The sequence below is a fragment of the Luteibacter sp. UNC138MFCol5.1 genome (assembly GCF_900110505.1).
Taxonomy (GTDB): Bacteria; Pseudomonadota; Gammaproteobacteria; order Xanthomonadales; family Rhodanobacteraceae; genus Luteibacter.
In genome coordinates this window covers 646,740-666,304 of record NZ_FODZ01000001.1, presented here as the reverse complement: position 1 = coordinate 666,304, position 19,565 = coordinate 646,740, and the positions used below count along the sequence as shown (strand labels likewise).

Below are 19,565 nucleotides of genomic sequence, written 5' to 3'. Positions count from 1 at the left end.
CCGTCGAGCTGTCAGAACACCACCGAGACACCGGCGGCCGCGCGCAGGCCCGCCTCGCCGGCACGGCCGGATCGCGTGCGACGGGATGCCTCCAGCCACACGCTCGTGCGCGACCACAGCTCGGCGCGCAGACCGAGCGACGCCACGGTGGCAGCGCCGGCGCGGCCCGTGGCGAAGCGCTCACCGGAGAGCGTCGCGCTCTCGCCCCGATCGGACGTCGCCTCGTAACGCACGTCCAGATATGTTTCCCATGCGTAGAGCGTCCGCCCCTCGGGGGCGAACGGCATCGACGCGCGTGCGCCGATGCGCGATACCGCGCGGCGCCCGGACGTCGGCGCGACGACGATGCCGTCGCGATCGGTGGCGCCGTGCGTCGAAAGCCACTGCGAAAGCCATGCGGCACCCGGTTCCAGCACCGCGTGCGTCCCCAGCTGCCAACGCCAGGCGAGCGACAGCGAGGTGTCCAGCCCGTGCGCGCGTCGCGCAGGCAGCGTTTCGCCCCTCCCCGGCGCCGAGACCGTCGTGACGTATCGCGTCGCCACGAGTCCGCCGGCCAGGCGCCAGCCGCCGTCGGTGGACAGGCGCGTGAGCAGGGCGAGTCCCGCGGCCGAGGTGATTGCCGACGCGCGCCCTTCGGCCGTATCCGTCCGCACGGACGACTTTCCGGCGAGGAGCCCGCCCCCCAGCCGTAGAAGGGTGCCTTCCGTACTGGTGACAGGCGTGTCCATCAGGAGCTGCAACCCACGATCGGTTCTTACGTAGTCGACGCCGTAGTCGACGAATCCGAGGCTGCTCCGGTAGTGGCTGTCGCCGCCGAACGCCCGGGCGCGCAGCGCCGGCTCGCGCGCCTCGTCGGTATCGTCCGCCTGCAACGCGTCCATCGCCGCGCGGCCGAAGCCCATCAGCGCGTGATCGTGCACGAGGTAGGCCGGCACCTGGGCCATCAGAGCCGCGCGATCGGGAGCGCCGCCGCGCAATGCGTCCTGTCCCGGCATCCTCCCGTGGCGATCGACGCGGGTGCTTTGCAGCCGGAAATCCCAGAACCCGCCTTCGCCGGCCACGAGGCGTTGCGATGGATCGGATACGTCGGGAGCGTATGCGTGCAGATGGTATCGCCACGGGCCGACGGCGACGTGATCGCCCGCGAGCCGGAACGCATCGGCCGTGGCATGCCCGCCGACCTGCACGATGCTGATGCCGTCACTCGCGCCGTTGGGCCTCCGTGGATTGGCCGTGTTCGCGCCAGCTCCACCCGTGTGCGCGACCTCGACCGCGGTCGTGCCATCCACGTCGCCCGCGACGAGCAGGCGGTCGGTACCCTGGCGTGCCAGCGTGCCGCCGGCATCGAGACGTGTACGCAGGACGAGCGCAGCGCCGGGTTCCGCATGCCAGGTGCCCGCGCGCAGCGTGCCGAAGGTGCCCGTGCGTGCGAGCGCGACGCGCCCATCGCGGCCCACGCGGATGTCGCCGATGCCGCTGTCCGCAGTCATCGTCCATGTGCCTCGCTCGAGCGCGAACGAGGTGGGACCGTGCGCCGCGCCGCGCCAGGTGCTTCCGCTCAGCGACACGTCGAGCATGCCCGCGCCGCTCCGGATCATGTCGCCGACCAGCGTGCTGTCGACGGCGCGAAGCACGAGTCCCACGTCGCCGGTCTCGATGTGTCCGTGCGCGGCGCTGTCGCGCATCGTCACGGTGGCGGTGCCACCGTTCGGGAACCGGGTGTCGATCGCGTGGCCGCGCCCGGCATCGAGCACGCTACGATCCAGGCGCGCGGATCCACCGCTGAGCGCGAGCGCGGTGCCGTGATCCGCGCCGATATCGATGCGCACGGTGTCGAGCCACGCGCTCGCATCGCGTTGCACCTGCAGGCCGGTCGACCATGGCGCCCGCATCGAGACGCTGCTGTTGCTTAGCGCGAGCTCGGCACCGTCGAGGGCGACGATGCCGTGGGAGCGACGCGTCGCGTCACCGGTCCCGCCGTGGCGGATCGAAAGGCCCTCGCCGTCTACGGTGGCGCGTGCTCCGATGCGCAACGCGATGCTCCCCGGATCGGCGACCGCGATCAGGTCGCCGGGCAGGAACTGCTCCGCGTGCCCGCGTTCGACCACGACGCCGCGCGTGAACTGCGCCGCTTGCGCGGGCGGCGCGATGCCACACAGGATGGCGAGCGCGAGTAGGTTGCGTCCGCGCGAACGAATGGCCATGAACGACTCCCTGCTTCGCGATAGAAGCGGAGCACGTTAGTCGTGGGACTTCGTGGCGTATGTCGGCCACCGGCGCGATGCGCGTAGGTGGCGCTCGCGTCAGTCGGGATCGCGCGACCAATCGCCACGGCGCGGTTTCGCGCCATGCTTCGGTCCCGCCTTGCGCTTGAGCCGCGCTTCGAGCGTGGCCGCCTGCTCTTCGCGCTCGTCGTGCAGCTTCAGGAAATTGCGCCAGCGCTGCGGCGACAGCTCGCCCGACGAGAGCGCGGCCTGGATCGCGCAGCCCGGTTCGTTGCCGTGGCTGCAGTCCGCGAACCGGCATTGCGCGGCGAGCGCTTCGATGTCCGCGAAGAGGTCGAGGTTCTCCTCCCCCGTGAGCTTCAGCTCGCGCATGCCGGGCGTGTCGATCAGGCAGCCACCGGTCGGCAGACTGAGCAGCGCGCGGTGCGTCGTGGTGTGCCGGCCCCGGCTGTCGTGGGAACGGACGGCGCCGGTCGCCATGCGTTCTTCGCCGAGCAGCGTGTTCGTGAGCGTGGACTTGCCCGCGCCGGACGAGCCCACCAGCACGGCGCTCATGCCCGGGCCGAGGTAAGGCGCGAGCAGCGCGACGGTGGACGAATCCTTCGCGTTGATCGCGTGCACCGCGGCGTCGGCGGGCAGGCGCGCCACCAGCGCGTCGAGCGCCGCCTGCACGTCGACGCCGGTATCGGCCTTGCCGAGCAGCACGACGGGATGGGCGCCGGAGCCTTCCACCAGCGTGAGGTAGCGCTCGATGCGCGAGGGATTGAAATCGCCGTCCAGACCGGTGAGCACCAGTACATGGTCGATGTTCGTGGCGATGATCTGCCGCTCGTAGCGCTCGCCGGCCGCCGCGCGGGTGAGCACGGAGCGGCGCGGCAGGATCGCCTCGATGACCGGATGGCTCGCGTGGTCGAGCAGCACGAAGTCGCCGACGGCCGGCCGTAGCGAAGGATCGAGGCCGCGCTTGAGGAAGACGCCGGCGGGCTGCGCGTTGAACGCGACCGAGCCGTCGTGCACCTCGTAACCGGCACGATGCTGCGCCACCACGCGCGCGAGGCGGCGTGGATCGTCCGGCAGCGCGGGGTCGCGCCAGCCGATACGGCGCAGGCGCGCCAGGTCCGGGGTGTCGGTCATGGGCGCGATTATGCCCGCTCCGCGGCCGTTTTCCGCCTCGCGGGCCCATCGGGACGCTGTTACGATCGGATGACGACCGCCGGGAAAGGGCCCGGCGGCGAGTTATGGAAGGCCCGACGTGTCCTCGATCAAGCCCAGCGCGCACCTGGCGGAAGTGCGCTACGAAATCCGCGGCGCCCTCACCCGGCGCGCCCGCGACATGGAAGCGGCCGGCCAGCCGATCATCAAGCTGAACATCGGCAACCCCGGCCGCTATGGGTTCACCACCCCGCCTCACCTGCGCGAAGCCATCGGCGCCCACCTCGTCGACAGCGAAGCCTACGGCCATGAGCAGGGCCTGGAAGAGGCCCGCGAAGCCATCGTCGGCCAGCAGCGCGCCCGTGGCGCCACGGGTGTCGACATCGAGCGCGTGTTCATCGGCAACGGCGTGAGCGAACTCATCGACATCTCGCTGCGCGCGCTGCTCCAGCCCGGCGACGAGGTGCTGCTGCCGAGTCCCGACTACCCGCTGTGGAGCGCCGCGACGATCCTCAACGACGGCAGCCCGCGGTATTACCGCTGCCTCGCCGAGAACGGCCACCTGCCCGACCCCGACGAAATCGACGCGCTGGTCGGACCGCGCACGCGCGCGCTCGTGCTGATCAACCCGAACAACCCCACGGGCGCGGTCTACCCGAAGGCGCTGCTCGAGCGCATCGTCGAGGTGGCCCGCCGGCACGGCCTGCTGCTGCTCTGCGACGAGATCTACGACGAGATCCTCTACGACGGCACGCCTTTCCAGCCGCTCGCGGCCGTCGCCGGGGACCATCCCTGCGTGAGCTTCGGCGGCCTGTCTAAGGTGCACCGGGCCTGCGGCTATCGCGTGGGCTGGATGAGTCTTTCCGGCGCACCGGCGCGAACCGCCGAGTACCGCGACGCGTTGCAGCTGCTCGCCGCGCTGCGTCTTTGCGCGAACGTCACCGCGCAGTGGGCGGTGCGTCCCGCGCTGCTCGACAAGCCGACCATCGGCGCGCTCACCGCCGCCGGCGGACGCCTGCACGAGGCGCGCCGCGTCGTTCTGGAGCACGTGGCCGCCAGCCCGTTCCTCGACGTCGTGGCGCCGGGCGGCGCGATCTACGCGTTCCCGCAGATCCGCGCCGACGCGATGCCCCACTTCGACGACACGGCCTTCGCGCTGCGCCTGCTCGAAGAGGAGAGCGTGCTCGTGGTGCCGGGCACCAGCTTCAATCTCTCCGCCAGCCGGCATCTGCGCCTGACGCTTCTGCCGGAGCCCGCGCAGCTGGCCGAGGTGTTCACGCGCGTCGACCGCGTGCTGACCCGCATGGCCGACGAAGCGATCCCCTCGGCGAGCGCCGTCGCCTGATGGCGCGGCCGACGTTCCTCGCCCTCGGCGACTCGTACACCATCGGCGAGGGCGTGCCTGAGGCTGGACGCTGGCCGGAGCAGCTCGCCGTCCGGCTGCGCGCGGACGGGATCGACGTCGACCCGCCGCGCATCATCGCCACGACCGGTTGGACCACGGACGAACTGTCCGCGGCGATCGATGCCGCCGCGCCGCAGGGGCGCTGGGGCCTCGTGACGCTGCTGATCGGCGTGAACAACCAGTACCGCGGCCGTGCCGCGAGCGAATACCGCGAGCAGTTCCGCCTGCTGCTGGAGCGCGCGGCGACGTTCGCCGGCGACGCGCGCCGCGTCGTCGTGGTGTCGATTCCCGATTGGGGCGTGACGGCCTTCGCGGAAGGGCGCGACCGCGCGGCGATCGCGCGCGACATCGACACCTTCAACGCCATCGCCCGCGACGAAACGCTGCGCCTGCACGCGCGCTGGGTGGACGTGACGCCCGCCTCGCGCAAGGCCGGGGCGGCGCCGGGGATGCTGGTTGCCGACGGGCTCCACCCGTCGGCCGCGCAGTACGCGCTCTGGGTGGACGCGGTCCTCCCCGAGGCCAGGGCCGCGCTGCGCGAGCTGCCACGGCGCTGAAACACGGCCGCCATGCCGCGGTTACCTCTCGGCCCGAGACTGGGCACCCGGGACAACCCCGGGAACCGATGCCATGGCGAAGCTCACCTGCCGCAGCGCCTTCATCTCCGACGTGCACCTCGGCACGCCCGACTGCAAGGCGGCGTACCTCCTCGATTTCCTCCGCCAGGTCGATTGCGAGCGGCTCTACCTCGTCGGCGACATCGTCGACCTGGAGGCGCTCGGCAAGCGCCACTGGTGGCATTCCGACCACACGGCCGTGATCGCCGAACTCGTCGCGCTCGCCGCGCGCGGGGTCGAGGTGATCTACATACCGGGCAACCACGACTTCCAGATGCGCGGGCTCGCCGGCAGCACCCTCGCGGGCATCCGGGTGGAGCTCGACGCCATCCACGAAGGTGCCGACGGTCGCCGCTACCGCGTCAGCCACGGCGACGAGTTCGACCCGGAACACGTGGGGCGCCGCTGGATCAACGCGCTCGGCGACACCCTGCACCGCTTCATCTGCTGGGCGAACCGGCGCGTGCATGCCGTGCGCCTGCGCCTCGAGCTGCCCTACCTGCCGCTTTCGATCATTCTGAAGTCGCACGTGGGCGCGGCGCTCGAGTACATCCGCGGCTACGAAAAGCGCGTCGCGGACGACGCCCGCGAGCGCGGCCTCGACGGCCACATCTGCGGTCACATCCACTTCGGCCACGTACGCCCCATGGACGGCGTGCTCTACCTGAACGACGGCGACTGGGTGGAGCACTGCACCGCCCTGATCGAGGATTTCACAGGCGCGATGGAACTGATCCACTGGACCGAGCGGGTGACGCCCCTGGGTCGCGCCAGTCGTGAGACGGTGCTCCCCTCGCCCGAGGCGGTGCGCGGATTCGCGCCCCTGGCGGACTGCCGGGCGGACCTTTCCGCCCTCCGTGGGGTGTCGATAGCGGGTTGAAACGGACCGGATCGGGCCCATGTGCGATGGATGCCGGTAAAATGGCCCCTTTCCTTCCCGCGGTGACCCCATGGCCCTCGATACACCCACGCGCGAGCGCATCGAATCCCTGCTCGGCCAGCACGACGTCGTGCTGTTCATGAAGGGGACGCGCCAGCAGCCGATGTGCGGATTCTCCGCCGCGGCGATCAACACCCTCAACGACGTGATCCCGGCCTACCACACGGTCAACGTGCTGGAAGATCCGGAGATCCGCGAGGGCATCAAGGAATTCGGCCAGTGGCCCACGATTCCGCAGCTCTACGTGAAGGGCGAGCTCGTCGGCGGCTCGGACATCATCCGCCAGCTGTACACCAGCGGTGAGCTGCACACGCTGTTCGGTGCCACCCCGCCGGATCGCACGCCGCCGGAAATCACCATCACCGACAAGGCCGCCGAGGCCATCCGCGGCGGCATGGCCAACGCGCAGGGCCAGGCGCTGCACCTGGAAATCGGTCCCGACCACAGCGCCGGCTTCCAGCTCGCTCCCGCCGGCGACCATGACATCGTCGTCGTCGCGAACGGCATCGAGGTGCACTTCGATCCGGGCAGCGCCGCGCGCGCGAAGGGCATCGTAATCGACTGGGTGTCGACCGTGCAGGGCGAAGGCCTGAGCCTCAAGTTCCCGGGCGCCGTCGAGATCGCCTCGATGTCCGTGCAGGAACTGAAGGCGCGCGTCGACGCCGGCGACATCGTCCTCGTCGACAACCGCCCCGCGGTCTACCGTGCGCAGATCGCGCCGATCGCCTCGGCCCGCATCCTGGAGAACGAAGGCTACGAAGCCCTCGCCCAGCTGCCGAAGGACACGCCGATCGCCTTCATCTGCAACTCCGGCGTCTCCAGCGTCGACTCGGCCAAGCGCCTCGCCGCGCACGGCTTCACGCAGGTCTACAGCGTCGACGGCGGCATGCAGGCCTGGATCCGCGAGATCGGCGAGTAAGGCTGTCTCCTGGCGACACGCGAACGGCGCCTTCGGGCGCCGTTCTTCGTTTCAGGCCATGGCGACCAGTGCGATCGACGTCGCAGCCTCGACCAGTTCGACAAGCGCGCCCGCCGTGTCACCGGTGAAACCGTCCAGCCTCCGCACCACGGCGCGACGCCATAGCCACGCCACGGCCGCGGCGGTGGTCAGCGCGACGACGCCTGCGTGGCCGAACGCGATGCAGGCCGCCACGGCGATGCCGAGCCCGATGTGGCAGCCTTTCACCGGCGCGCCCCGCAGTGGATCGCCGAGGCCCGCCGCGCGCACGTAGGGCGTGGTGAGGAACCATGCGACGATGGCGGCGCGGCCCAGCAGGGGTGGCAGCATGAGCCACCAGACGTTCGATAGCGTCGCGAGCGCCGCGAACTTCAGCAGCAGCACGAGTACGAGCGCGACGACACCCGCGGGTCCGCTGCGTGGGTCCTTCATGATCGACAACGTGCGCTCGCGGTCGCCCATGCCGCCGATCCATGCGTCGGCACTGTCGGCGAGGCCGTCGAGGTGCAACGCGCCGGTCAGCGCGACCCACGCGACGAGGAGCAGCGCGGCGGCGGGCAACGCGGGCATGCCATGCAGCAACGCCGCCGCGCCGACGAGGAGGACGCCGAGCACGGCGCCCACGAGTGGATACCATTTCAGGGACGCGGCCTGCGCGGAGCGGTCGACATGCGCGACGCGCACGGGCAAGCGCGTGAGGAATCCGAACGCGAGCGCGAGACCGCGCATCAACGCGACCACGCCAGCGGATGCAGCGACGCGTGAGGGACATCGATGCCGGCCATGTCGCCGAAGGGCCGCGCCTCGGCGACGCAACGCAGGAGCCGGATCGCCCCGCCATGCGTCACGACGAGCACGTTCGACGTCGCCGCCTCGACGGCGACGTCGTCCAGCGCGAGCGAGAGCCGCTCGCGAAAGGCCTCGAACGTCTCGGCGCCGGGCGGCGGATGCGCCACGGGATCGGCCCAGAAGCGGCCGAGCGCGTCGGCGTCGCGTTCCGCGAGCGTTTCGACGGGCACGCCCTGCCACTCGCCGAAGTGGTATTCCATGAGGCGCGGATCGATGCGCAGCGGCGTGTCCGTGGCCGCGGCGAGTTCCTCCGCGAAGCGCGCACAGCGCGCCAGTGAGGACGATACGATCCGGTTCCATCGCCGGCCGCGTACCGCGTCGCGCAGCTGCGTCCAGCCCAGGGCCGAAAGCGGATCGTCGAGCTGGCCGCGGTAGCTGCGCTGAGCGGTGTCGCCGTGGCGGAGAAGATCGATGCTCATGCTTCCGACACCCCGGCTTCGGCGAAGGTTGCCATCGAGCCGTGCAGCGCGCAGGCGAGGCGGAGCAGCGGTACCGCGATCGCCGCGCCGCTCGCCTCGCCGAGGCGCAGGCTCAGGTCGAGCAGCGGCTCGGCATCCAGCGCCGCGAGCACGCGCGCGTGACCACGCTCGTGCGACCGGTGCGCGAAGAGGAGCCACGGCCGCGCGTCGGGACGCAATGCGACGGCCGCGAGTGCCGCCACGCTCGCGATATGACCATCCACGAGCACCGGCACGCCGTGCTGCGCGGCGGCGACGAAGGCGCCGGTCAGCGCCGCGATCTCGAAACCGCCGAGGCGGCGCAGCCATTCGAGGGGCGTGTCGGCGTCGGAATGGCGATGCAGCGCGCGAGCGATCACGTCGGTCTTGCGCGCGATGCCGACGGCGTCGAGTCCGGTGCCGGCGCCCGCCAGCGTGTCCGGCGCGGCGCCCAGCAGCGCGCATGCCAGCGCGCTCGCCGAGGTCGTGTTGCCGATGCCCATGTCGCCGCCGATGAAGATGTCGGTACCCGCGGCGAGCGACCGCCGCACGCTCGCCTCGCCCTCGGCGAGCGCGGCGTCGAGCTGCTCCGTGGTCATGGCGTCGTGCGTGACGATGTTGGCCGTGGACGGCGCGATCACCCGGCGGAGCACGCCGGGCACGTCGCCGGGATCGTTCACCGTGCCGAGGTTCACCACGTCGAGCGTCGCGTCGAGTTCGCGCGCGAGCACGGCGATCGCGGCGCCGCCGCTAGCGAAGTTGCGCAGCATCTCGCCCGTCACGGCCTGCGGGTACGCCGAGATGCCCTCGACGGCGACACCGTGGTCGGCCGTGAAGACGGCGATCCACACACGCCCGGCGGTGGGACGTTCGCGTCCTTGCAGGCCGGCCAGCTGGACGGCGAGGTCTTCCATCCGCCCGAGGGAACCGGCGGGCTTGGTCAGCCGCGCCTGGCGTCGTGTCGCGGCGGCGGCGACGTCGTCGTCGGGAACGCGACAGGGCGTCGCGAGCCAGTCGTTCATGGCGGTGTTCCTTTCAATGTCATGGGCAGGCCGGCGGCCACGAACACCACGCGATCGCATCGCGCGGCCAGCGCCTGGTGCAGGCGGCCGGCTTCGTCGACGAAGCGCCGTGTGAGCTCACCGAGCGGCGTGATGCCGAGACCGACCTCGTTGCTGACGAAGACGACGTCGCCCGGTATGTCCGGAAGCACGTCGAACAGCGCGGCGCGCTCCGCGACGAGGCGCTCGCCGGTATCGTCGGCGCCGAGGAGGTTGGAGAGCCAGAGCGTGAGGCAGTCCACGAGCAGCAGACGATCCGTCGCGGCACGCGCGCGCAGGGTCGCCGCGAGCGCGAGGGGTTCTTCGACCGATCGCCATGACGCCGGTCGTCGCGCCCGATGGTGTGCGATGCGCAAGGCCATCTCCTCGTCGAACGCCTGCGCCGTCGCGACGTACACGACTTCCTGCGCGCTGTTCGATGCGATGCGTTCGGCCAGGGCGCTCTTGCCCGAGCGCGCGCCCCCGAGGATCAGCGTCAGCACGGTGCACCTCCCAGAAGTCGAGTCAGCGCCGCGACGTCCATGTGCGCGTCGACGGTGTCGGCCAGACGATCGAGCGTCGCCTCGCGCAAGGCCCGGATGTCGAACGCGGGTGCGCTCGTCCCACTATCGCCGAGCAAGAACGCGAGCGCGTCGGGATGATCGAACAGGCCGTGCAGGTACGAGCCCATGACGCGCCCGTCGTCGGACCGCGCGCCGTCCTTGCGCCCGTCGTCCAGCGAGACGGCATGGCGCGCCATCCCCGGGCCTTCGCTGATGCCGCAATGGATCTCGTAGCCGCTCACCGCGGCACCACCGAGGGCCAGCGTGCCGCGCACGTTGCGCAGCTGCTTCTCCGGCGCCAGCACGGTTTCCAGGTCGAGCAGGCCGAGGCCGTCGGCCGATCCCGGCGGTCCTTCGACGCCGCGTGGATCGTGGACCGCACGGCCGAGCATCTGCAGGCCGCCGCAGATCCCGATCACGCGGCCGCCATAACGGACGTGGCGCAGGATGGCCGTGTCCCAGCCCTGCGCGCGCAGCCATGCGAGATCGGCGCGCGTCGACTTCGAGCCCGGCAGCACGACGAGATCGCACGCGGGGAACGTCTCCCCCGGCCCGACGAACACGCAGTCGACATCGGGATGAAGGCGCAGCGCATCGAGGTCGGTGTGGTTGCTGATGCGTGGCAGCGCGGGCACGGCGACGCGGAGGCGTGCGGCGGATCGCGATACGCGCTCCCGCGGCAGCGCGTCCTCGGCCTCCAGCACGAGTCCATGCAGGTAGGGCAGCACGCCGAGGACGGGCTTGCCGGTCTCGCGCTCGAGCCAGTCCAGTCCCGGTTTCAGCAGCGCCATGTCGCCGCGGAACCGGTTGATCACGAACCCCTCGACACGCGCGCGCTCGCCCGGACTCAGCAGCGCGAGCGTGCCGACGAGGTGCGCGAAGACGCCGCCCCGGTCGATGTCCGCGACGAGGATCACCGGGCAATCGACCGCCTCGGCGTAACCCATGTTCGCGATATCGCGCTCGCGCAGGTTGATCTCCGCGGGACTTCCCGCCCCCTCGACCACCACGGCGTCATACGCCGCCACCAGCCGCGCGTGCGAGGCGAGCACCGCCTCCATCGCCACGCGCTTGTACGCGTGGTAGCCGACGGCGTCCATGTTGCCGACCGGGTGGCCATGGACGATGACCTGGGCCCCGGTGTCGCTGTTGGGCTTGAGCAGCACGGGATTGAAATCGGTATGCGGCGCGACGCCGGCCGCTTGCGCCTGCACGGCCTGCGCGCGGCCGATCTCGCCGCCGTCGATGGTGACCGCCGAGTTGAGCGCCATGTTCTGCGGCTTGAACGGCGCGACCGCCACGCCGCGTCGTCTCAGCCAGCGACAGAGCGCGGCGACCACCGTGCTCTTGCCCGCGTCGGACGTACAGCCCTGCACCATCAGCACGCGCGCGCTCATCGCGTCACCTCGGCCAGCGCGCGATCCAGTCGAGCGAACGCCGCGTCGTCGCCGGGAAGTCCGAAGCGCAGCGCGGACGGGTCGTCGAACACGCGCACGAGAATCGCATGGCGTGTGAGGCGGTCGGCGATCACCGCGGCATCGTGGCGCCGCACGTACTGGAAGAAGTCGCTGCCGCCGTCGGGGTTCAGTCCATGCCGGCCGAGCAGCGTCGCGAGCCGGGCCGCCGCGTGGCGCAGGCACTCGCGCGCGGAGGCTTGCCACACCCGGTCGTTGAGCGCGCGCGTCACGACGTGGCGCGTCGGCCCGCTCAGCGTCCACGGACCGAGCATTTCCGCGAGCGCATCGAGAATCGCCGGCGCCGCGGCGACGAAGCCCGCGCGGGCGCCGGCGAGCCCGAAGAACTTGCCCACGGAGCGGAGCACGATCAGCCCATCGCGGGCATGGGGCGTGACGCTGTCGTCGGGCCGCGTGTCGATGAAGGCCTCGTCGACGATGAGCCAGGGGATTTCCTGTTCCCTAGGAAGCGTGGCGCGAGCACCCGTCGCGCCCAGGTGCGCTCCAACAATGTCATGGCATGCGAGGATGTCGCTGGTGCCGAGCCACTCGCCGGTCGGATTGTTCGGGCGGATCAGGACGACGACATCGAACTCGCCCGCGCGTTCGCGCAGGTCGGCCCATGGCAAGGTCGTCACCGCGTGTCCGGCCTGCCGCCACGCGTGCGCATGTTCCGCGTAGCCCGGCGCGATCACCGCCACGCGCGACGGTGCGCGCAGTCGCGGCAGCGCGGCGATCGCGGCCTGCGAACCGGCGACGGGCAGCAGGTGCGCGGTGCCGTAGTACGCGCGCGCGGCATCGGCAAGACCGTCATCCTCTTCAGGCAGCCGATGCCACGCCGCCGCCGGCATCGACGTGACGGGCCAGGCGAACGGGCTGATGCCGGTCGAGAGATCGAGCCAGGCCTCCACGGGCACGCCATAACGACGGGCCGCACGGGCGAGACGACCACCGTGCTCAAGCATGCGAGGCGACTCCCACCACCAACGCCGCGACAAGCCACGCGACGACGCCGCGGTCGACGAGCCGTAGCGCGCGGTCGATCGTCGTCGCGTCGGGCGGCGATCCTTCGCCGAGCTCGGGCCGCGGTTCCCAGCGGCCGTGGTAGGGCGCGGCGCCGCCGAGACGAACGCGGAGCGCGCCCGCGCCCGCCGCCATGACGGGGCCGGCGTTCGGGCTGTCCCACGCCGGGGCCTGGGTGCGCCAGCCGCGTAGCGCGGCGGATGTATCGCCCGTGGCGGCGTACGTCAGCGCCGTGAGCCGCGCCGGGACGAATCCGAGGACGTCGTCGATACGCGCGGCCGCCCAGCCGAAGCGTTCGTAACGCGGCGTGCGGTATCCCCACATCGCGTCGAGGGTGTTCGCGAGCCGGAAGAGCAACGCGCCCGGCGCGCCCAGCAGGACGAACCAGAAGAGCGCGCCGAACACGGCGTCGTGGCCGTTCTCGAGGACGGACTCCGTGCCAGCCGCGGCGACGCGCGTGGCATCCAGCGCGTCGACATCGCGACTCACCATGCGCCCGACGGCCACGCGCGCCGCCGCGAGATCGTTCGCGCGCAGCGCCTCCGCGATGGGTCGCGCGTGATCGCCCAGGCTTCGCCGGCCGATGGCGAGATACAGGACCAGCACGTCGATCGCGAACGCGAGCGGCGCTCCGACGTTCGCACGAAACGCGACCAGCGCCACGACCGGTATCGCCACCGTGACGCCCCAGGCGACGACGCCCGCGCCACGGTCGTCGCGGTACAGACGCCGCTCCACATCGTTCGCGATCCGGCCGAAGCCGACCAGTGGATGGAAACGCCTGGCTTCACCCAGCAGCGCATCCAGTGCCAGCGCCAGCATCATCGCCACCGCCATGTTCACGGGAGGAACAGCCGCGCCGTCGCATCGGCGTTCGACGGGAAGTAGAAGTGCACGAAGCTCGCCGTCATGCGTGCGCGGCGGTAGACCTTCTCCGTCGTCGGGCCGCCGTTGGGGTTGATCGCGTCGGCGATCGGCGTTGCGTCGATCGACGCGCGCGCGTAGTGGAACGAGTGCCCGCGCAGCGTGCCCTCCGGCAACGCCGCGGCCTGCATGCCCAGCGCCGCGAGTCGCGGCTGCAGCGCGGCGTCGCCGGCGAGAAGGCCAGCCATGGGCGCGGCACGGCCCTCGCGATCGGCAAGGCGGTCCAGCGCATAGAGCAGGCCGCCGCATTCGGCCAGCAACGGGCGCCCCGCGTCGACGTGCGCGTGCAGGGCCTGGCGCAGGGCGTCGTTGCGGGCGAGCGCGTCCAGATGCAGCTCGGGGTAGCCGCCGGGCAGCCACACCGCGTCGCAGAGCGGCAGCGTCTCGCCCGCGACCGGCGAGAAGAACACCAGAGACGCGCCTGCGGCTCGCAGCACGTCCAGATTGGCGGCATAGAGAAAGGCGAACGCCGCGTCGCGCGCGATCGCGATGCGCACGCCGTCTAGCCGCACCGATGTCTGGATCGGTGCGGGTGGCGCGAACGGCACGGACGGAGGCAGGTCGGCAGGTCCCTGCGCCAGCCACGCGTCGGCGAGCGCATCGAGACGCGCGTCCAGGTCGGCGAGCTCCTCCGCCGCGACGAGCCCGAGATGGCGCTCGGGCAGGGTCATCGCCGCGTCGCGTGGCAGCGTGCCGTACCAGTCGATGCCGGGACGCAGGCTCTCGCGGAGCAGCTGCGCGTGGTACGCGCTGCCGACGCGATTGGCCAGCACGCCACGCAGGAAAAGGTCGTCGCGGTAAGTGGCCAGGCCATGGGCCAGCGCGCCGAACGTCTGCGCCATCGCGCTGCCGTCGATCACCGCGAGCACCGGAAGGCCGAACAAGACGGCGAGGTCGGCGCTCGATGGCGAACCGTCGAACAGTCCCATCACGCCTTCGACGAGGATGAGGTCGGCCTCGCCAGCCGCGTCGTACAGGCGACGACGGACGTCCTGCTCGCCGCCCATCCAGGCGTCCAGCTGATACACCGGCGCGCCGCTCGCGCGCTCGAGGATCATCGGATCGAGGAAGTCGGGCCCCGTCTTGAAGACCCGCACGCGGCGACCGAGGCGCGCATGCGCACGCGCCATCGCCGCCGTGACGCTCGTCTTGCCCTGTCCCGACGCGGGCGCGGAAACCAGCAACGCGGGGCAATGGCGTGTCAAAGCTCGATACCTTTCTGCGCGCGGATGCCCGCCTGGTAGGCGTGCTTGACCACCCGCATCTCGGTGACGGTGTCCGCGGCCTCCACCAGGGCGTCCGGCGCGCCGCGCCCCGTGACGACCACGTGTTGCGAGGCCGGCCTCGCCTTCAGGGCATCGAGCACGCGTTCCAGCGGAATGTAATGCTTGACCAGCGCGATGTTGAGTTCGTCCAGCAACACGAAGTCGAAGGACGGGTCGCCAAGCATGCCCTCCGCGACCTCCCACGCGGCCATCGCCGCGGCGACGTCGCGCGCCTTGTCCTGCGTCTCCCACGTATATCCCTCGCCCATCACGTGGTACTCGAGCGGACCGTCCTCGAACATGCGGAAGAACGCCTCTTCGCCGGTGGAGAAACTACCCTTGATGAACTGCACGACGCCACAGCGGAATCCATGGCCAAGCGACCGCGCCAGCATACCGAAGCCCGACGAGCTCTTCCCCTTGCCGTTGCCGGTGTTCACCACCAGCACGCCGCGGTCGATCGTCGCCTTCGCGATGCGACGATCGATCAGTTCCTTCTTCCGCCGCATGCGGTCGCGGTGACGCGCCTCGTCGTCCATGTCGCGCCATGGCGTCGCATCGTTCATGCGCGGGCGGCCCTGCCATCACGTGCACCCGGGGCGAAGCGGAACAGCAGCGCCTGCACGACCTGCGCCGCGAGGACGTACGCGGCCGCCGCGCGCACGAAGAGCGGCGCCCACTGCAGGAAGCGCTGGACGTACTGCGTCGCGTTGGGCTCCGTGTAACGCCCGCCGAGCCAGTAGAACGCGCCGTTGGAGATGGCGTACGACAGCGTCGCGCTGACGAGCAACCCGCCGAAGACGATCAGGTGCGACTTCAGCGAGCCGTCGTAGCGCGGCGCGAGCAGGCGGCCGGCGTACCAGAGCACGGCGTAAGCCAGCGGCATGAACGAGTACGCGACGGTGATGCAGAAGTCGCTCACGCCCGCGTAACTCACCGAGTACCAATCGACGAGCACCGACAGGACGACGAAGCCGACGAAGGCCAGGTGCTTGCGCAGGTAGATGCCGCCGAGGAAGAACAGCGCCATCGACGCGTCGGGCAGGTGCAGGACATCGCCGAAATGGTGGAAGCGCGTGCCGATCATGATTAGCGCGAACAGCGCGGCGACGGCGGCGAACAGCGGGCGTGACAACGGTTTCATCGCATGACCTCGGTAGGTGGTTTACGAACGCGGCTGGTAACGCAGCGTGAGCATCCAGTTGCGGCCGGGCTGGTTGAACCAGCGCGCGGTCTCGTAGTGCCGGTCGAACACGTTCTTCGCGGCCAGCTCGACCTTCCACGCGGCGTCGATCGCATAGGCCATGCGCAGGTCGGTCAATGCATAGCCGCCCAGGCGATGCAGGTTGGCCGTGTCGTCGTAGCGATACCCGGAGCCGAACACGCTGGCGCCGACGCTGAGGGCGCCGAAGCTGCGATCGACGTCGATGTTCGCCGTACGGCGCGCGCGGCGCGGCAAGAGGTTGCCGCGCGAGGCGTCGTCGCCGCGATCTTCCGGCTGCAGCCACGTGGCGTTGCCGGCGAGACGCCAGTCGCCGAGGGTGGTGTCGCCGGACAGTTCGACACCACGGATGCGCGACTTGTCGATGTTGTTGGCGCCGCCGAACGGGAACAGCGGGCCGGTCAGGCTCGAGTCGAACACGATGAGGTGATCGATGCGGTTCTGGAACGCGCTGAACGACCAGTTGCCCCAGCCCGGCGTGCCGCGCAGCCCCAGCTCCCAGTTCCGCGAGGTTTCCGGCTGCAGGTCCGGATTGCCGTAGTCCGGGTAGTACAGGTCGTTGAACGTGGGTGCCTTGAACGCCGTGCCGTAGCTGCCGGTAACGCGCAGCGACTTCGTGAGCGCGTAGCCGTATTGCAGGCTGCCCGTCGTCTTTCCGCCGAACTGGCTGTTCTCGTCCCGGCGCAGGCTCGCCTGCAGCGAGTTGTCACCGAACTCCTGCTGCCACTGCGCGAACAGGGCATGGTTGCGCCGGGCGTTCACGAAGTAATCGGTGCTGCCCACGACGCGGTCGCGCTGCCAGTCGAAGCCGAGGGTCGTGAGGCCCGTCGCGCCACCCACACGGCCGATGTCGGCCTGCAACGAGGCGAGGTCGCGATGCGTGTTGAACGTGTCGGCGTAGTCGCCATACAGATAGTCGGTGGACAGGTCTTCGCTGCGACCGACGTTCGCCGTCACCAGCACGTCCTTCGCGGGCTTGTACCTCACGCGACCGCCAAGCACCTGCGTCGCCGACTCCGCGAAGTTGCTGCTGGTGCCGTCGTAGTGGTTGCGACCCTCGGTGCGCGTCGCGGTCGCGTCGGCGTCCCACTGTTCGTCGAAGCGCCAGCCGCCCTTCAGCGACAGCGCGTTGTTGCGGTAGCCGTCACGATCCGGTTCGTACGTGTAGCAACCCGCGCCGCGCGGACTGGGCTTGCCGCGGCACGCGTTGATGCCGTCGGTCTTTTCATGGCTTGCCTCCACCGAATACCAGCCCTGCGTGCCGCGGCCGGCGAAGCCCACCGCGCCACGCAGCGTGTCGTAGCTGCCGACGCCGACGGAAACATTGGGTACGAAAGCGCCCTGCGGATGGCGGGTGAAGATCTGGATGACGCCGCCGAGCGCGTCGGAGCCGTACAGGCTCGAATAGGGACCGCGCACGATCTCGATGCGCTCGATCTGGTCGACGGGAATGTCCTGGAACGCCGCGGTGCCGGAGGTCGCGGAGCCGATCTTCACGCCGTCGACGAGCACGAGCACGTGATCCGACTCCGTGCCGCGGAGGAACACGGACGTCGACTTCCCTGGGCCGCCGTTGTTCGCGATGGAGATGCCCGGCGTGGCGCGGAGGAGGTCGGCGAGCGAACGCGGCTGCAGGCGTTCGATCTCCGCGCGATCGATCACGGTGGACGCGGCGAGCACCTGGTTCTGCGTCTGCTCGGTGCGGCTGGCCGTGACCACGACACCGTCGAGGTCGGAAGAGGCGTCGGCGGCGAACGCCGCGACGGGAACGACGAGACCCGACGCGATGGCGACCGCGAGGGTGGAAGAACGAAACGACACTGGGTGACTCCCTGCGAACCGCACCGACCCGTGCGGCATGAATGGCGAGGGACGGACGCAGGAAGACGCGGGACTGCCGGCCGACGGCCAGCCACCCACGACATGGCCCTCCGCCTGTCCGGTGAACCCATGGCCGGTCTCCGGGCTCGCGAGCGCAGGGATGGAACCCTGCCGGACGGCGCCTTCCCATGTCTCGCGGACACAGTGGCTTCGATGCCGACCTCGTTGCTCGCCTACCGTTGCGGGGGCAGCTCCGGAATGGCGCGAGGCCTCAAGGCCACGCGCGTCACCGGATTCCCGTTTCAATCCGTGGCGCTGGCGCCGTGGATCACCTTGGGAGGCGGCATTGTAGCGGAAGCGTGACGACGGCGGTCACGCCAGCGCAGCACGGGGCGTTCCACCGCGTAGTGCAGCACCGCGCCGCCGGCGAGCGTCGCGACGGCATAGAGGGCGAAACGCGCGAAGCGATGGCCGTCCAGATGGCCGTCCAGAACGGAGTCCACGAGCGTGAAGACGCCCTTGTGGCTCAGGTAGAGGCTATACGACGCCGCCGCGAGCCACGCCGTGCCAGGCACCCGCAGTCGCGCCAGCCGGGTGTCGCCACTGGCCGCCGCGACGAACAGCGCAATGGCGAGCGCCAGCAGCGGATAGCCCACGACGCAGGGCCAGAAGTCGGTCCGCGCGCCATCGAAGAGGATGAGCGCCAGCGCCAGGAGCGCCACGGCGGCGAGCAGCACCGTGCCCGCCCGTGCGTGCAGAAAGGCCATGGTCGCCGGCCGATAGACGCGGCACGCCGCCAGCACCACGCCCGCGAGCAGGCCGTCGAGGCGCGACCAGGTCGGATAGTAGAGGTAGCGCAGGTACGCCAGGCCGACGTTCGCACCGGTCGCGCGCAGCGGCGCGATCTCGTGCTGCCATAGCCATGCCCGCAGGCACATGCCGCCCACGATCACCACCGTGCACATGACGACGAAACGCGCGGGTGACGATCCGCGGCTGCCCAGGATGGCGAGAAAAGGGAACAGGAGGTAGAAGTGCTCCTCCACGCAAAGCGACCAGACATGCGAGAAGGCGTAGTTGTCGCCGTTGTCGAAGACCAGGTTGAAAGTGAAGGTCGGGAACTGCCACAACGGCTGCATGCCCGGCGTCTCCCGCCAGGCGGGCCAGCATGCGTAGAGCGCGAGCACGACGACGAACGCCGGAAGGATGCGCGTCGCCCGACGCATGTAGAACGCGGTGAGGTCGATCGTCCCCCGGTCGCGCAGCGCCACGAACACCTGCGAGCCGATCAGATAACCGCTCAGCGCGAAGAACAGGTCGACGCCCATCCATCCGGAACGCTCCAGGAACCCGAAACCATCGCCTAGTCCGCCGACCAGGTAGCTGTGGAACAGCATCACCCAGACGATCGCGATCGCGCGCAGCGTGTCGAGTCCCGGCGTGCGTGGCATGGCGTGTGATCCCCCTGGCGATCGGACCATGATCGCGGCGGCGAAGGCGTATTCCCTGCTCCGGCTGTGGCATTTCGCAGGCACGCCCACCGACTCGGCCCTCGCGGCAACCCGTTGGAGCGGACCCGGCCGCGATCGGCGTCGCGACCACCTCCCACGAAAAGCATCGCGCCCAGGTGCGCTCCAACCCGCCTCCGTTGGAGCGGACCTGGCCGCGAT

Annotated in this window: 17 protein-coding genes, 1 pseudogene and 1 riboswitch; of the genes and pseudogenes, 4 read left to right on the top strand and 14 right to left on the bottom strand. The window is 70.6% G+C overall.

The annotated features are described in order from the left end of the window. Positions 1-11: 11 nt before the first annotated feature. Together BMY69_RS02845 and rsgA are read right to left on the bottom strand one after the other, a co-directional pair. Entirely contained in the window at positions 12-2,204 is a 2,193-nt protein-coding gene (locus tag BMY69_RS02845; RefSeq protein WP_090175266.1) for an autotransporter outer membrane beta-barrel domain-containing protein, read from the bottom strand. 99 nt (positions 2,205-2,303) lie between these two features. Beyond that, positions 2,304-3,359, bottom strand: coding sequence for a ribosome small subunit-dependent GTPase A (rsgA, locus tag BMY69_RS02840; protein ID WP_090175265.1), 1,056 nt, complete (start codon positions 3,357-3,359; stop codon positions 2,304-2,306). Between the two features lie 118 nt (positions 3,360-3,477). Between rsgA and BMY69_RS02835 the strand changes: the two genes are divergently transcribed. The 4 genes from BMY69_RS02835 (at position 3,478) to grxD (ending at position 7,258) form a co-directional block, all read left to right on the top strand. Further along, positions 3,478-4,722 carry an aminotransferase class I/II-fold pyridoxal phosphate-dependent enzyme gene (locus tag BMY69_RS02835; RefSeq protein ID WP_090175264.1) on the top strand — a complete coding sequence of 415 codons (1,245 nt, stop codon included), beginning with the start codon at positions 3,478-3,480 and terminating at the stop codon, positions 4,720-4,722. Continuing rightward, positions 4,722-5,339, top strand: coding sequence for an SGNH/GDSL hydrolase family protein (locus BMY69_RS02830; protein WP_090175263.1), 618 nt, complete (start codon positions 4,722-4,724; stop codon positions 5,337-5,339). Before BMY69_RS02835 ends, BMY69_RS02830 begins: the two co-directional genes overlap by 1 nt. 73 nt (positions 5,340-5,412) lie before the next feature. Then, entirely contained in the window at positions 5,413-6,279 is an 867-nt protein-coding gene (locus BMY69_RS02825) for a UDP-2,3-diacylglucosamine diphosphatase (protein WP_090056001.1), read from the top strand. A gap of 70 nt (positions 6,280-6,349) precedes the next feature. After that, positions 6,350-7,258 (top strand): Grx4 family monothiol glutaredoxin, encoded by a 909-nt coding sequence (grxD, locus tag BMY69_RS02820; protein WP_090055998.1) that lies wholly within the window; start codon positions 6,350-6,352, stop codon positions 7,256-7,258. A gap of 51 nt (positions 7,259-7,309) precedes the next feature. Here grxD and BMY69_RS02815 read toward each other — a convergent pair whose 3' ends face one another. The 12 genes and pseudogenes from BMY69_RS02815 to BMY69_RS02760 all read right to left on the bottom strand — a co-directional run. Continuing rightward, on the bottom strand, positions 7,310-8,029 hold the full coding sequence (locus BMY69_RS02815; RefSeq protein ID WP_090175592.1) for an adenosylcobinamide-GDP ribazoletransferase: 720 nt from the start codon (positions 8,027-8,029) through the stop codon (positions 7,310-7,312). Continuing rightward, positions 8,026-8,565, bottom strand: coding sequence for a histidine phosphatase family protein (locus BMY69_RS02810; RefSeq protein WP_090175262.1), 540 nt, complete (start codon positions 8,563-8,565; stop codon positions 8,026-8,028). Before BMY69_RS02810 ends, BMY69_RS02815 begins: the two co-directional genes overlap by 4 nt. After that, positions 8,562-9,605 (bottom strand): nicotinate-nucleotide--dimethylbenzimidazole phosphoribosyltransferase, encoded by a 1,044-nt coding sequence (gene cobT, locus BMY69_RS02805; protein ID WP_218143111.1) that lies wholly within the window; start codon positions 9,603-9,605, stop codon positions 8,562-8,564. Before cobT ends, BMY69_RS02810 begins: the two co-directional genes overlap by 4 nt. Beyond that, positions 9,602-10,126, bottom strand: a complete 525-nt coding sequence (cobU, locus tag BMY69_RS02800) for a bifunctional adenosylcobinamide kinase/adenosylcobinamide-phosphate guanylyltransferase (RefSeq protein ID WP_090175590.1) — start codon at positions 10,124-10,126, stop codon at positions 9,602-9,604. The genes cobT and cobU overlap by 4 nt, the downstream gene beginning before the upstream one ends. Next, a complete protein-coding gene (locus BMY69_RS02795) occupies positions 10,120-11,583 on the bottom strand; it encodes a cobyric acid synthase (RefSeq protein ID WP_090175260.1) in 1,464 nt (487 codons plus the stop codon). Before BMY69_RS02795 ends, cobU begins: the two co-directional genes overlap by 7 nt. Then, positions 11,580-12,605, bottom strand: a complete 1,026-nt coding sequence (gene cobD, locus BMY69_RS02790; protein ID WP_090175259.1) for a threonine-phosphate decarboxylase CobD — start codon at positions 12,603-12,605, stop codon at positions 11,580-11,582. The genes BMY69_RS02795 and cobD overlap by 4 nt, the downstream gene beginning before the upstream one ends. After that, positions 12,598-13,488 (bottom strand): adenosylcobinamide-phosphate synthase CbiB, encoded by an 891-nt coding sequence (gene cbiB / locus BMY69_RS02785; RefSeq protein WP_090175588.1) that lies wholly within the window; start codon positions 13,486-13,488, stop codon positions 12,598-12,600. Before cbiB ends, cobD begins: the two co-directional genes overlap by 8 nt. 14 nt (positions 13,489-13,502) lie before the next feature. Beyond that, on the bottom strand, positions 13,503-14,792 hold the full coding sequence (locus tag BMY69_RS02780; RefSeq protein WP_255364439.1) for a cobyrinate a,c-diamide synthase: 1,290 nt from the start codon (positions 14,790-14,792) through the stop codon (positions 13,503-13,505). Further along, on the bottom strand, positions 14,789-15,391 hold the full coding sequence (gene cobO, locus BMY69_RS02775) for a cob(I)yrinic acid a,c-diamide adenosyltransferase (protein WP_090175587.1): 603 nt from the start codon (positions 15,389-15,391) through the stop codon (positions 14,789-14,791). The genes BMY69_RS02780 and cobO overlap by 4 nt, the downstream gene beginning before the upstream one ends. A gap of 23 nt (positions 15,392-15,414) precedes the next feature. Then, entirely contained in the window at positions 15,415-15,996 is a 582-nt protein-coding gene (locus tag BMY69_RS02770; RefSeq protein ID WP_090175257.1) for a hypothetical protein, read from the bottom strand. A 21-nt stretch (positions 15,997-16,017) separates the two neighbouring features. Beyond that, a complete protein-coding gene (gene btuB, locus BMY69_RS02765; RefSeq protein WP_255364438.1) occupies positions 16,018-17,895 on the bottom strand; it encodes a TonB-dependent vitamin B12 receptor in 1,878 nt (625 codons plus the stop codon). A 113-nt stretch (positions 17,896-18,008) separates the two neighbouring features. Further along, positions 18,009-18,246: riboswitch (cobalamin riboswitch) on the bottom strand. An 11-nt stretch (positions 18,247-18,257) separates the two neighbouring features. After that, positions 18,258-19,346: pseudogene (locus tag BMY69_RS02760) on the bottom strand (acyltransferase); the annotation flags it as partial. Positions 19,347-19,565: the final 219 nt, after the last annotated feature.